This window comes from Corallococcus sp. bb12-1 (assembly GCF_026626765.1).
Taxonomy (GTDB): Bacteria; Myxococcota; Myxococcia; order Myxococcales; family Myxococcaceae; genus Corallococcus; species Corallococcus terminator.
In genome coordinates this window covers 26096-39383 of the sequence record NZ_JAPNJZ010000016.1, presented here as the reverse complement: position 1 = coordinate 39383, position 13288 = coordinate 26096, and the positions used below count along the sequence as shown (strand labels likewise).

The following is a 13288-nucleotide window of genomic DNA, read 5'->3' as shown; positions in this document are numbered from 1 at the left end:
GATGATGCGTCTCCGTTTCAACGGCCTGATGGCCGCGCTCGCGCTTGCGTGCGCCTCGGCTTGTTCTCCTGATGAGCAGTCATTCGTTACCCGCTCCGCCGCGCTGGTCGATACGTCGGCGTGGAGCACCGCTGGATCCATGGCTTCGGTGCGCGTGGACCCCACCGCCACCCTGCTGCGCAATGGTTATGTGCTTGTCGCTGGCGGGAGCACGTCCGCCGCGGAGCTGTATGACCCGCGCACCAGCCGCTGGTTCTCCCTGGGCGCGATGGCGACCCACCGCCAGCGTCACACCGCGACGCTGCTCGCGTCCGGCCGCGTGCTCGTGGTGGGCGGCGGCACTTCTTCACTGGGCGCGGCGGGTTCGGAGGTGTTCGATCCCGACACCAACACCTGGACCGCCGTGAGCGGCCTGGACCTGCCCCGTTCCCAGCACACCGCGACGCTGCTGCCCAACGGGCGGGTGCTCGTCGCGGGTGGAGACAGCGGCGCCGGCAATGCGCTGGCCACCGCCCTCCTCTTCGATCCCGCGACGAACACCTGGAGCGCCACCGGCCGCATGGTCGCGTCCCGCGTGGGCCATACCGCGACGCTGCTGGCCAACGGGCGGGTGCTCGTCAGCGGAGGTCGCGCCAGCGCCAATGGCACCGTGCTCGCGTCGGCGGAGTTCTATGACCCGGCGACCGGGACGTGGCTGCCGGCGGCCCCCATGGTCGTCCAGCGCACGGGCCATACCTCGACGTTGCTCCTGTCCGGCCAGGTCCTGGTGACGGGCGGCTTCGCGGGCAGCCTCGCCACCGCCACCACGGAGCTGTACGACCCGGCCACCGACACCTGGACGCCCCAGGGAAGCCTGCCGTCGCTCCTCGTCTTCCACACCGCCACGCTGCTCACCTCCGGGCAGGTGCTCGTCACGGGCGGCTCCAACGGCGGACAGCCCTATCTGGAGAGCGCCTCGCTCTTCGAGCCGGCCACCGGCACCTGGGCGGGGACTGCGTGGATGGCCACGCGTCGCATCAGCCACACCGCCACGCTGCTGCCCTCGGGGGAAGTGCTCGTCCTGGGCGGCGTGGCGCAGGCGGGCGTCCTCAATGCGTCCGCTGAACGCTACCGGCCGTCCTCGCTGCCGTGGCGCCCGGCCGCGAACCTCGCCGCCGCGCGCGCGCAGCTCACCGCCACCCGGTTGGGCACGGGCGCCGTGCTGGTCGCGGGCGGTTTCCCTGTCGGTGGCGGTGCGCTCGCCAGCGCCGCGCTGTACGACGAGGCGACGGACTCCTGGCAGGACACCGCGGCCCTGGGGACCGCGCGCTTCCTGCACTCCGCCACGTTGTTGGGCAACGGCCGGGTGCTCGTCACCGGCGGACAGCGGGATGCGTCCACGTGGCTGTCCGCCTCGGAGGTGTACACGCCCACCACCGGCACCTGGTCGCCGGTGGCGGACCTGGGCACGCGCCGGGCGCGTCACACCGCGACGCTGCTCGCGACCTCGGGGAAGGTGTTGGTGACGGGCGGCGTGTCGGGTACGGGCTCGGCAACGAACCTCGCGAGCGTGGAGCTGTTCGACCCGGCCGCCGGCACCTGGAGTTTCACGGGCGCCATGGCCCACTCGCGTTCATTCCACGCCGCGGTGCCGCTGGCTTCGGGCGAGGTGCTGGTGATGGGCGGCATCTCCACGGATGGCGCGACCATCACCGCCACCGCGGAACTGTACAACCCGGCCACGGGGACCTGGCGACTCACGTCGCCGCTCGCGACGGCGCGCTACGGCCACGTCGCCGTGCCACTGGGCGATGGCCAGCGCGTGCTGGTGGTGGGGGGCTGGGGTTCGGACGGCGCGCTGCGCTCCGCGGAGGTCTATGACGTGGCGCTCGGCACGTGGAAGAACGTGTCGCCGCTGGGCACGCCGCGCTACCTGGCGCACGCCACGAAGCTGTCCACCGGTCGCGTGCTGGTGGTGACGGGGGAGGGCGGCTCGGGCCTGGGCGTCCTCGACTCCGCGGAGGTCTACGACGCCGCCACCGATACGTGGACGCCGGCGGGCATCCTGTCCTCTCGCAACACGCACCACGACCTCGCGGTGCTGCCTTCGGGACGGGTGCTGGTCGCGGGTGGCAGTGGGAGTGGCGGCGCGCGCCTTGGCGCGGATGTGTATTCACCCACGCCCTGACATTTCCTCCACGAGGGGCGAGGCTGCCCGCTCCTCGTGGGTGACGGCCGGGCTTCAGGCGCCCGCGTGCGGTGCTTCGTGCTCCGCCTCACCGTGGTGGTAGTGCGCGAGGCATTCGTCCTCGCGGCCCTTCACGACGCGCAGTCCATCCATCGGGCCACCGTGGGCTGTCACCACGGTGCACTGCCCCCGGATCTCATCCTGGTCGTAGTAGAGGACCACCCAGTCATGCGTGGTCTTCTGCCGGTGCGCCAGTGCCGTGTTGGAGAACAGGGCCCGCAGGTTCCATCCGTCCAGACGCTCGCGCAGCACTGGCAGCCAGGCCTCCCCGGAAGGGTTGAAGCGCTTGGGGGCGATGCGGCGCAGCTCCCCGTCCGCCGCCCTCCGGCGGTAGTCCGCATCCACGCGCAGCAGCAGCTCCACCGACGGTCGGGGCACATCCTCGTGGACATGGGACCGCGCCTGCTCGCGCGCTCTCCGGTTGCGTTCCAGTCGCGCCGCCAGCACCTCGCGCACCTGCTCCGCGCGCCGGGGTCCGAAGCCTTCCACGCGCTCCAGCCGGCCGTCATGCGCGGCCATCTCCAGCGCCTCCAGCGTGGTGATGGCCAAGGCCTCATGGATGCGTTTGGCCAGCTCCTCGCCAATGCCGGGCACGCTGGCGAGCAGGCTCTCGGGAGAGGCTTCCCCCTCCAGCCTTTCGAGGAGGTCCATCCGCCCGGTTCGCACGAACTCCGCGACCGCCGCCGCGATGCTCTTGCCCACCCCGGGCAGCTCCCGCAAGCCCGCTTCGCCTCCGGCCGCCAGCACCTGCGTGACGGAGTCCGGCCACATTGCGATGGTGGCCGCCGCCTTGCGGTACGCGCCCACGCGGTAGGGCATCGCGTCCTGCGTGTCCAACAGGTCCGCGACCCGCTCCAGCGCGTCCGCGATGTCGATGTTGCTCTTCCATTCGACGCCCATGGTACCTGCAAGGTAGGCCCTGCCACGGAGGACAGCCACCCCCGGGCCGACACCCGCCTACCTGCCCGGTGCGGGAAATAATTCCCCGCCCGCAACCGGCGCACGCCCGCCGGGTTGGAAGGAACAGCTGGCAGTCACGCGAACCTTTCGACCTGGAGATGACGATGCGCTGGAACAAGACGTTGGCGGTGGGGGCGGCCCTGGTGCTCTCGACGGCGTGCGGCGGGGTGGATGATCAGGAGGCGCTGGAGTCCCTGCCGGACTTCGAGGGCACCTCGCTGGAGCTCAACGCGGACGCGCTCGAACAGGACGGCGCGGCGCTCATCGCGCAGGACCTGCGGGAGACGGAGGCCGCGCTCGACGGCGAAGGTGCCGCGATGCTGGAGGGCGCGCGCATGGAGGTGAAGGCGCTCAACGACGCGCTCCGGCAGGCGCTGGTACCCCTCGCGGACCTGGTGAAGAAGACCGCCGACGCGCAGCCCGGCGACGTGCTGGTGTACGGCCCTCAGGACCGCGCCAACGCGACCTTCAAGCTCGCCGTGCGCAAGGGCGTGGGGCAGCGCTTCCAGTGGAAGCTGGAGGCCCGGCCGCTGGGTAGCACGGACGACACCGCGTACAAGCTGGTCGCCGCTGGCGCGCTCAAGCGCAACGGTGAGGCGCACCGGGGCCGGGGCACGCTGGTCATCTCCCTGGACAACCTGAAGGCGGTGTCCCCGTCCTTCGCGGGCCAGGGCAAGCTGATGATGTCGTTCGCGCACTTCGGCCAGGGCAGCAAGTCGCTGGCGTACCGGCTGGCGAACTTCACCCCCAACACCGCGCAGCATGAAGCCGTCACCGGCGCCTTCGTGGGCCACAAGCTCCAGGCCACCGGCGTCACGCGCGTGCGCGTGCTGGGTGCGTACAACCTGGGCAGCACCGCCACCTCCGCGAAGGAGAAGGTGCTCACCTCCGTGCGCCACATCCCGGGACTCGGCGGTCGCGCGGATCTCCGCGCTTGGGGCGGCGACATCGCGGCGAACACCTACTACGTCGGCAGTGCGTGCTGGGACGCGCAGGAGAAGGAGCAGTTCCGCGTCCTCCTCCAGTGCACGGACGGCGGCCGTGTGGAGTCCTGCACGGAGGTGGCCGGCAGCCGCGTGGGCACCGTCCAGGATTGCCGTGGGCCGGAGCTGCGCGGAGACGTGACGCCTCCCGAAGGCACTGGCGACGACCTGTCCCCCGAGCCCGGCAACCCCGGCGCGCCGGATGACGTGCCCGCCGACGTCAGCTCGGAGTTCTGAGGGCGGCTTCCTCCCGATGCATTCGGACTGGTGCGCTCGAACTGGCGCACCCGGTTCCGTGCGCTCGGACCCATGCGCTCGGCCCAGCGCATCCAGGTCCGTGCGCACGGGCCGGTCTGCCAGGTTCGGCGCATCCACGGGCTTCGTGCATGGGCCCGTCTGCCCGGCCCGGCGCATCCAGGGGCCATGCGCTCAGGCTCCTGGGCCCGGCGCCCTCAGCCGAGCGCGGACGCCACCACGGCGTCCGCTTCAATCTCCACCAGCATCCTCGGGTCGATGAGGGCCTTCACCTCCACCATCGACGTGGCGGGGCGGATGTCCCGGAAGCATTCCCCGTGCGCGCGTCCCACCTCTTCCCAGCGGGAGATGTCGGTGACGTACATGCGCGTGCGCACCACGTCCTCCATCCGAGCCCCCACCGCCTCCAGCGCCGAGCGGATGTTGGCGAGCGCCTGGGCCGCCTGCCGGTACGCGTCGCCTTCACCCACGAGCTGCCCCTGGGCATCCGTGGCGGTGGTTCCGGAGACGGAGACGAAGGGGCCCACGCGCACCGCCCGCGAGTAGCCCACGCGGGGCTCCCAGGGGGTGTCGGTGGCATGGAGGGTGCGCTGCATGGCGTGGCTCCAGGAGGGGCGGCGAGGGGGCGGGGAGGGGGCCTGTGGGAGGGCCGGAGCCCGGCCGGGCCTCCAGGCGCTGCTTGCAAGCTGCAAGGAAAGACCGCCCGTGATAGTTGGCCTCGGATCATGGCCAACGAGCTAGAGCGGGAGGTCGCACGGCGACGTACCTTCGCCATCATCTCCCACCCCGACGCGGGAAAGACAACCCTGACGGAGAAGCTGCTGCTCTACGGCGGCGCCATCCACCTGGCCGGCAGCGTCAAGGCCAAGCGTGCGCGGCGGCACGCGACCAGTGACTGGATGGAGCTGGAGAAGGAGCGAGGCATCTCCGTCACGTCGTCGGTGCTCCAGTTCACCTACCGCGACCACGCGGTGAACCTGCTGGACACCCCGGGCCACCAGGACTTCTCCGAGGACACCTACCGCACGCTGTCCGCGGCCGACGCGGCGGTGATGCTCATCGACGCGGCCAAGGGCGTCGAGCCGCAGACCAAGAAGCTCTTCAAGGTCTGCCGCATGCGCGGCATCCCCATCTTCACCTTCGTCAACAAGTTGGATCGCTACGGCCGCGAACCGCTGGAGCTGATGAACGAGCTGGAGCAGGTGCTGGGCATCCGCTCCTACCCGATGAACTGGCCCATCGGCATGGGGCCGGAGTTCCGGGGCGTCTACGACCGGCAGGCGCGCGTGGTGCACGTGTTCTCCGCCGAAGGGTCGCACGGTGAGTCGGAAGTCACTGAGCGCTCGGTGGCCATCGACTCGCCGGACATCCTCAACTTCCTCTCCGAATCAGAGCTGGCGAAGCTCAACGAGGAAATCGAGCTGCTCGACATCGGCGGTGACGCGTTCACCCGCGAGAAGTCGGACTCCGGGCAGTTGACGCCCATGTTCTTCGGCAGCGCGATGACGAACTTCGGCGTGCGGCCCTTCCTGGACGCGTTCCTGGACCTGGCGCCCGCGCCCTCCTCGCGCCTCACCACGACGGGCGAGCGCGAGCCGACGAACCCCAAGTTCGCGGGCTTCGTCTTCAAGATTCAAGCGAACATGGACCCCGCGCACCGCGACCGCATCGCGTTCATGCGCGTGGTGAGCGGCCGCTACGTCAAGGGCATGAACGCGTTCCACTCGCGACTGGGCAAGGAGGTGCGGCTCGCCAAGCCCAGCCAGTTCATGGCCGCCGAGCGCACCTCCATCGAGGACGCGTGGCCGGGGGACGTCATCGGCCTGTTCGACCCGGGCCAGTACCGCATCGGGGACACGCTGGCCGAAGGCGCCACGGACGTGGCCTTCGAGGGCGTGCCGCGCTTCAGCCCGGAGTTCTTCGCGGTGGTGCGTTCGAAGGATCCGCTGCGTCGCAAGCAGATGGAGAAGGGCCTGGAGCAGCTGTCCGAAGAGGGCACGGTGCAGATCTTCCAGCAGCTGAGCATGGGCATGAAGGACCCCATCGTCGGCGTGGTGGGCGCGCTCCAGTTCGAAGTGCTGCAGTACCGCCTGGAGCACGAGTACGGCGCGCGCATCGCGCTGGACCGGCTGCCCTTCAGCCACGCCCGCTGGGTGGTGGGTGCGAACTTCGACCCGCGCTCGTTCGACTGGGAAGGCAACCGGCAGACGGTGCAGGACCGTGACGGGCTGCCCCTGGTGCTCTTCCGCGACGACTGGGCGCTCCAGCACGCCGAGGACAAGCACCCGGAGCTGAAGTTCGTGGCCGAGGCGCCCATGATTCGCGCCACGACCCCGGTCGCCACCGGAAGCTAGCGCCGACGCGGGGCAGGGAGGCGGCAACGCGCGCCTCCCACCGCCCCGGAAGGCAGCGAGCTACTTGTGCGGCACCACGGTGCCGCCCCGGAAGGCGGAATCGCGCAGCACGAGGCCCTCCTTGAAGAGGCGCGCGGCCTTGGGGCCGACGAAGAAGTCCTTCGGGTCGCCGCGGCGGAAGGTCTTCTTGATGAACTCTTCGACCTCCAGGTAGAGGCGGCGGAACTTGTCCGGGGCGGCGTCGCGCCGGCCCGTCTGGGACGTCACCTCCAACTCCACCCACATCTGGCCGCTGAGCAGCTCGCCCTCTTCGTTGCGGCGCGAGCGCGCGATGAAGATGACGGGCGAGCGCACCTCGTCGATGCGCCACGAGCCCTTGTCCTTCCCGCGCTTCACCTTGTCCACCAGCGCCGGGCCGATGTCGCTGGCCACGAGGTACAGGTCCTCCTCCGGCAGGTGGGGAACGCTGTCCATGCTGGCGCGGAAGGGCTTCCAGTCCACGGGAACGCGCCGGGGGTAGACCTCCAGCACGTGGCGCTCCAGGAAACGGAAGAAGGCGACCTCATCGTCGGGTGCCATGAAGAATTGGAGGATGTTGGCCATCGCGGCGTCCTCATACCCTGGAAGCGCGTTAGAAACACAGTCATGGACACCTGGCTGCGAAACCGGATGCACGAGTTGTGCGACCTGCACGGCGTCATCAACCTGGCCTCCTGGGACCGGGAGGTCTACCTGCCCGCCAAGGCCGCCCCTGCCCGCGCCCAGCAAATCTCCACCCTCCAGGCCCTCCAGCACGAGCGGCTGGTGGACCCGCGCCTGGGCGAAGCGCTGGCCCGCGCCAGCGAACCGGGCCCTGCCTCCCAGGCCCTGACGCCCGACGAGCAGGCCATGGTGCGCGTGCTCACCCACGACCGGGAGCGCGCGGTGCGGCTGCCCGCCCGGCTGGTGACCGCGCTGGCGGAGGCCCAGGGCGCCGGCATCCAGGCCTGGCGCGAGGCCCGCGAGGCGAAGCGCTTCGCCCACTTCCAGCCCGCGCTGGAGGCGCTCCTGGCGCTCCGGCGCGAACAGGCGGACGCGCAGGGCCACGACGGCGAGCGCTACAACGCGCTGCTCGAAGGCTTCGAGCCCGGCATGCGCGTGCAGCGCCTCACGCCGGTGCTCACCGCGCTGCGTGACGCGCTCATCCCCATGGTGGCGGCCATCGCGGAGGCGCGGCGGCCCGCGCCCGCGTTCCTGGACGGACGCGCCTACGACACCGCCCAGCAGTGGCGCTTCACGATGCGGCTGTTGGAGGCGGTGGGCTTCGACCTGGAGGCGGGCCGGCAGGACGTCAGCATCCACCCCTTCACCAACAGCCAGCACGCGCACGACGTGCGGCTCACCACGCGCCTGGACGCGACGCACCCCCTGTCCGCGCTCTTCGGCACGCTCCACGAGGCAGGCCACGGCCTGTACGAACAGGGCTATGCCCCGGAGCTGCTGCGCACGCCGCTGGCGTCGGTGCCCTCCATGGGCCTGCACGAGTCCCAGTCCCGCCTCTGGGAGAACCTGGTGGGACGCGGCCGCGCCTTCTGGGTGCACCACTTCCCCGCGCTGAAGGAGTCCTTCCCGCGCGAGCTTGGGGAGGTGGACCTGGACGGCTTCCACGCGGGCATCAACCACGTGGCGCCCTCGCTCATCCGCGTGGAGGCGGACGAGGTGACGTACAACCTGCACATCGCCCTGCGCTACGAGCTGGAGCTGGCGCTCTTGCGCGATGAGCTGCCCGTGTCGGAGCTGCCGTCCGCGTGGAACGAACGCATGCGGCGCTACCTGGGCGTCACGCCTCCGGACGACACGCAGGGCGTGTTGCAGGACATCCACTGGGCCTGGGGCGAGCTGGGCTACTTCCCGACGTACGCGCTGGGCAACCTGTACGCCGCGTCACTGCACGCCGCGGCTTCACGCGCGCTGCCGGAGCTGGACGCGCACCTCGCCCGGGGGGACACGTCGTCCTTGAGGGGATGGTTGCGGGCCCAGGTGCACTCGCACGGCTTCCGGTTGCCCGCCGAGGAGCGCGTGCAGGCCGTCACCGGAGCAGGGCTGACGGATCGCGACTTCCTCGTGTACCTGCGCGCCAAGTACGGCGCGCTGTATGGCGTCACGCTCTAGCGGGGAGGTCCGCTCAGGCTGCGAACACCAGCGGACGGCACGCGCGCGCCAGGTGCAGCGCGTCCCGCGCGAGGGCATTGGAGGCGGGGTCCTGCGCCTCCAGCCACGCGGCGCGAGCCACCTGGCTGCCCAGCTCGAAGCACAGGCTGGCGGTGCGCCGCGACAGCCGGCTCTCCTTCTGGAGGGCCCGGACGTTGAGCTCGCACAGCTCCGCGCACTGGCGCAGCAGGCGCACGGCGTCGGCGTCCGCCGGAAGGCCCTGCGCCTTCAGCCGCGCCATGCCCTCCTCGCAGGAGGTCTGGCACTGCAGGCTCGCGGCGATGCACCGGGAAACCTCTGTACGCGCCCCACCTGCCCTGGCTCCCAACATGACCACGCCCTCCCTGGGTGAGGCGACAAAGGTACGCATGCTCGCTGTCCCGGCAACCTGCACCGGGGGTCCAGATGGGGCCTGAACACCCGCTTCCGGGGCCCCTGGACACCGCGCGCCCCAGGGATGCCCAGGCATTTCGCGCGCTTCGGGCGGGCCCGTCTTTACGTGCCGGGAAACGTCAGCTTCCCAGCACTGGGTAGGGCGCGAGCAGCGCGACGAGTTTTTCACCGTAGAGCCGCACCCGCTTCTCCCCGAAGTACGGCAACTGGGTCAGCGCCTCCGTGTTCGCGGGCGGCTGGGCCGCGAGCGCGTCCATCAGCGGGTTGGTGAGGATCACGCTGGGCGTCACCTTGCGCGCCGTGGCCTGGTCGATGCGGAAGGCCTTGAGGGCGTCCTCGCGCTTGCGCCGGTGGGGGTCGCGCGGACCCTTGGTCTCGCGGTCCAGGTCCAGCTCTCCCCGGGCGGCCTTCTCCTGCTGCTCGCGGATGAGGCCGAGGATGGCGTCGCCATGCGCGCGCACCACGGCGCCGCGCACGCCGGCCGCGCGCGCCAGGTCCTTGTGGGTGTTGGGCTGCTTCAGCGCCAGGTCCGTGATGGCCATGTTGGACAGCATCCGGCCCATGGGCACGTTGTCCTTCTCCGCCCACTCCAGCCGCTGCTTGTGCAGCCCCTGGGCGATGGCGTGCGCCAGCGCGTACTGCGTCGAGGACAGGCCGCTGCGCGACAGCTTGGGCTTGTACTCGGCGCCCGTCTCCGGGCGGGCCGCGGCCTCGTCGCACATCCGCGCGCAGTCCAGGAGCACCTCTTCCAGGATGTCCGCCTCGCGGCACGCGTCGCGCACCTGCCGGCCCAATTCGACCAGGTAGCGCACGTCGTTGGCGATGTAGTCGCGCATGCCCGGAGGCAGGGGGCGCAGGGCGAAGTCGGACTGCTGGTGCTCCTTGGGCAGTTCGATGCCCAGCTTCTCCCGGGCCAGGTCGGCCAGGCCCACCTTGGGCCAGCCCAGGAGCGTCACCGCGCGGTGCGTGTCGAAGAGGCCGCGCACCCGCACGCCTGCTTCGGCGAGGAACTGGAGGTCGCCCTGCGCTGCGTGGAAGAACTTGGTGCGCTCCGGGTCCGCCATGAGGGGGACGAGCAGGCGCGGGTCCACGCCCGGCTGGAGCGTGTCGAAGAGGAAGATGTCAGCGTCGGTGCCCAACTGGAGGAAGCACAGCCGGGCGCGGAAGGCGTGCATCGCGTCCGCCTCCAGGTCCACCGCCAGTTCGGGCGCGGATTCGAGCACTCGCGTGGCCGCCTCCGCGCCGGCTGCGTCCACCACATCCAGGGCACCTTGAGGGAAGGTCGGCATCGCGGGGAGCAGGCTAGCGGACCGGCCCGCCCCTTTGACGTGTTTTTTCCCGAACCGCCGCTAGGATGGCCCCGCCGATGAACGACGCCCAACGCCTGGAAAAGAGCCTGCTTGGCCACATGGGCCGAGCCATCGCGGACTTCCGCCTCATCGAGGCCGGGGACCGCATCATGGTGGGCGTGTCGGGGGGCAAGGACTCCTACACGATGCTCCACCTGCTGCGAGAGCTGCAGCGGCGGGCCCCCGTGAAGTTCGACCTCCTCGCCGTGAACCTCGACCAGGGACACCCGGGATTCCCCGGTCACATCCTGGAGGGCTACTTCCAGCGCGAGGGGTACGCCTACAAGATGCTGAAGGAGGACACCTACAGCATCGTGCTGGAGAAGACGCCGCCGGGGAAGACGCAGTGCTCGGTCTGTTCGCGGTTGCGCCGGGGCATCCTCTACAACGCCGCCGTGCACCTGGGCTGCAACAAGATTGCCCTGGGGCACCACCGCGACGACCTCATCCACACGATGCTGCTGAACATGTTCTTCGCCGGGAGCCTCAAGGCGATGCCGCCGCTCTTGAAGAGCGACGACGGGCGCAACGTGGTCATCCGGCCGCTGTGCTACGCGCCGGAGAAGGAGATCATCCAGTTCGCGCAGGCGAAGGCGTTTCCCATCATCCCCTGCGACCTGTGCGGTTCGCAGGAGAACCTGCAGCGCAAGCGGATGCAGAGGCTGGTGGAGGACCTGGGCAAGGAGATCCCCAACGTCCGCCAGAGCCTGCTCAACGCGATGTCGAACGTGCGGCCCACGCATCTGTTGGACAAGACCCTGAACCCGGACCCGCTGAACGCGAATGAAGACGGGCCCGTGGTTCCCCCCCCCACCGACGACACGCAAGGGAGCGCCAGTCCATGGCTCGAGACCAGGCAATAAAGACGCGCAAGGAGCGCAACGCGGCGCTGGTGGAGGCGATGCTGCTGGCCGCGATGGCCGACGGCAGCGTGTCCCAGCGCGAGATGCAGACCCTGCTGGCGCGCGTGCTGGAGCGCCCGGAGTTCGAGGGCACGCAGGCGGGCGAACTGAACCTCCTGGTGGAGTCCAGCGCGGCGCGACTGTCGGAGGCGCGCAACCTGGAAGAGGTGCTGGCGTCGCTGCGGCGGCGGCTGCCGGACCACAAGAACCGGATGCTGGCGTTCGGGCTGGCGGCGGCGGTGGCGCTGGCGGATCAGCGGGCCACGCGTTCGGAGCTGGGGCTCTTGAAGACGTTCCAGGCGGCGCTGGGCATCTCCGAGGACGAGGTGGCGCAGATCATCGACGTCATCGAGCAGGGCGGCAGCCTGTCCGAGGCGCTGGGTGAGCCCGTGGAGCGGCTGTTCGCGGAGGTGATGGTGCTGGTGCTGGCGGCGGACGGCCAGTTGAAGGAGGCGGAGGCCCGGGCGATGGTAGAGAGCTTCGCGGCGGATCCGCTCTTCCAGAACGTGAGCCCGGAGCGGGCGCAGGGCTTCGTCAGCGAGTCGGTGGCGGCGCTGGCGTCGGACGGCCTGCCGCAGCGACTGCATGTGCTGGCGCACGGGCTGGCCACGCACTCGCAGCGGATGAAGGCGTACCAGCTGGCCACGAAGATCGCCCACGCGTCCGGGAGGACCAGTAACGCGGAGCAGCGCATCCTGGACCTGCTCCAGGCGACGTTCGGTCTGGCGGACGATGAAGTGGCGCGGTTGGACCAGCAGGGGTAAGCAGGGAGTGGAATGACCCCGCACGTCCCCTCCGGTTCACGGCACTCCTTCCGTTTCGGCCTGCCGCCGTCGCTGGGCAGTGAGACGGCGCGCGAGCGCGCGGAACGGCTCGCGTCATTCCTCCAGCGCGCGCTGGGCAAGCTCGTGGAGGTGGGAGTCGCCACCAGCTACGAGACGCTCGCCAAGGACCTGCTGTCCGGGCGGGCGGATGCCGCCTGGGCGCCGCCCTTCGTGTGTGCGCGCATGGAGGCGATGGGGGTGCGGGTGCTGGTGCGCGGGGTGCGCCGGGGCATGTCCAGCTATCGCTCCGCGCTGGTGGGCCGGGCGGGCTCCGGGCTGACGCTGGAGAAGCTCAAGGGCGCCAAGGCGGCGTGGGTGGACCGCGATTCGGTGGCGGGCTACCTGCTGCCCAGCGCGTACCTCAAGACGCAGGGCCTGGAGCCGTCGCGGGCGTTCGTGTCGCAGCAGTTCACGGGCTCGTACCAGGGCGCGCTGGATGCGGTGCTGGGGGGCAAGGCGGATGTGACGAGCGTGTTCTGTCCGCCGGCCTCCACCGGGCTGACGTTCGCCGCGGGCGTGGAGGACGTGCTGGGCAAGGGGATGGGTTCGCGCTTCGAGCTGCTGGCCTACACGGACGAGGCGCCCAACGACGGCGTGCCCGTGGCCATGGGGTTGCCGGCGCCGCTGGTGGCGTCGCTGGAGTCGGCGCTGCTGGGGTTGCAGTCCACGCCGGACGGGCAGGCGCTCCTGGGCGATATCTTCAACGCGGAGCGGTTCGAGGTCGCCCCGCGCATGGGCTACCGCGCGCTGTACCGCGTCGCGCTGGCGAGCCTGTAGGCGCGATGTCCGCCCGGTGAGTCCGGGCGGAGGCGGGCCACGGCGTCACGCGAAGACGGCCTCCTTGGCGGGAG

12 protein-coding genes are annotated in these 13288 nt (G+C 70.7%); 7 read left to right on the top strand and 5 right to left on the bottom strand.

Translation table 11 applies throughout. The features are described 5' to 3' along the window. Nucleotide 1 precedes the first annotated feature (1 nt). Nucleotides 2-2167 (top strand): Kelch repeat-containing protein, encoded by a 2166-nt coding sequence (locus OV208_RS19330; protein WP_267575314.1) that lies wholly within the window; start codon nucleotides 2-4, stop codon nucleotides 2165-2167. 54 nt (nucleotides 2168-2221) lie between these two features. Here the strand turns inward: OV208_RS19330 and OV208_RS19325 are convergent, their stop codons facing one another. Beyond that, nucleotides 2222-3127 (bottom strand): helix-hairpin-helix domain-containing protein, encoded by a 906-nt coding sequence (locus OV208_RS19325; RefSeq protein ID WP_267575313.1) that lies wholly within the window; start codon nucleotides 3125-3127, stop codon nucleotides 2222-2224. Between the two features lie 164 nt (nucleotides 3128-3291). On the opposite strand from OV208_RS19325, the gene OV208_RS19320 reads away from it, so the two are divergent. Next, nucleotides 3292-4407: a hypothetical protein gene (locus OV208_RS19320; RefSeq protein ID WP_267575312.1), complete on the top strand. Its 1116-nt coding sequence runs from the start codon at nucleotides 3292-3294 to the stop codon at nucleotides 4405-4407. A gap of 215 nt (nucleotides 4408-4622) precedes the next feature. Here OV208_RS19320 and OV208_RS19315 read toward each other — a convergent pair whose 3' ends face one another. After that, a complete protein-coding gene (locus OV208_RS19315) occupies nucleotides 4623-5021 on the bottom strand; it encodes a RidA family protein (RefSeq protein WP_267575311.1) in 399 nt (132 codons plus the stop codon). A 129-nt stretch (nucleotides 5022-5150) separates the two neighbouring features. Here OV208_RS19315 and OV208_RS19310 point away from each other — a divergent pair, with 129 nt between their 5' ends. After that, nucleotides 5151-6779 carry a peptide chain release factor 3 gene (locus tag OV208_RS19310; RefSeq protein ID WP_267575310.1) on the top strand — a complete coding sequence of 543 codons (1629 nt, stop codon included), beginning with the start codon at nucleotides 5151-5153 and terminating at the stop codon, nucleotides 6777-6779. A 60-nt stretch (nucleotides 6780-6839) separates the two neighbouring features. Here OV208_RS19310 and OV208_RS19305 read toward each other — a convergent pair whose 3' ends face one another. Continuing rightward, a complete protein-coding gene (locus OV208_RS19305; RefSeq protein WP_267575309.1) occupies nucleotides 6840-7382 on the bottom strand; it encodes a hypothetical protein in 543 nt (180 codons plus the stop codon). 42 nt (nucleotides 7383-7424) lie between these two features. Here OV208_RS19305 and OV208_RS19300 point away from each other — a divergent pair, with 42 nt between their 5' ends. Next, entirely contained in the window at nucleotides 7425-8930 is a 1506-nt protein-coding gene (locus tag OV208_RS19300; protein ID WP_267575308.1) for a carboxypeptidase M32, read from the top strand. Between the two features lie 13 nt (nucleotides 8931-8943). Here OV208_RS19300 and OV208_RS19295 read toward each other — a convergent pair whose 3' ends face one another. Both OV208_RS19295 and OV208_RS19290 read right to left on the bottom strand, forming a co-directional pair. Then, nucleotides 8944-9210 (bottom strand): hypothetical protein, encoded by a 267-nt coding sequence (locus OV208_RS19295; protein ID WP_267575307.1) that lies wholly within the window; start codon nucleotides 9208-9210, stop codon nucleotides 8944-8946. Between the two features lie 271 nt (nucleotides 9211-9481). Then, complete coding sequence (locus OV208_RS19290; protein ID WP_267575306.1) at nucleotides 9482-10651, bottom strand: ribonuclease D; 1170 nt, start codon at nucleotides 10649-10651, stop codon at nucleotides 9482-9484. 65 nt (nucleotides 10652-10716) lie between these two features. Between OV208_RS19290 and ttcA the strand changes: the two genes are divergently transcribed. The 3 genes from ttcA to OV208_RS19275 are packed head-to-tail and all read left to right on the top strand — an operon-like array spanning nucleotide 10717 to nucleotide 13214. Beyond that, entirely contained in the window at nucleotides 10717-11574 is an 858-nt protein-coding gene (ttcA, locus tag OV208_RS19285) for a tRNA 2-thiocytidine(32) synthetase TtcA (protein WP_267575305.1), read from the top strand. Beyond that, nucleotides 11553-12377, top strand: coding sequence for a tellurite resistance TerB family protein (locus tag OV208_RS19280; protein ID WP_267575304.1), 825 nt, complete (start codon nucleotides 11553-11555; stop codon nucleotides 12375-12377). The genes ttcA and OV208_RS19280 overlap by 22 nt, the downstream gene beginning before the upstream one ends. Nucleotides 12378-12389: 12 nt before the next feature. Continuing rightward, nucleotides 12390-13214, top strand: coding sequence for a phosphate/phosphite/phosphonate ABC transporter substrate-binding protein (locus OV208_RS19275; RefSeq protein WP_267575303.1), 825 nt, complete (start codon nucleotides 12390-12392; stop codon nucleotides 13212-13214). Nucleotides 13215-13288: the final 74 nt, after the last annotated feature.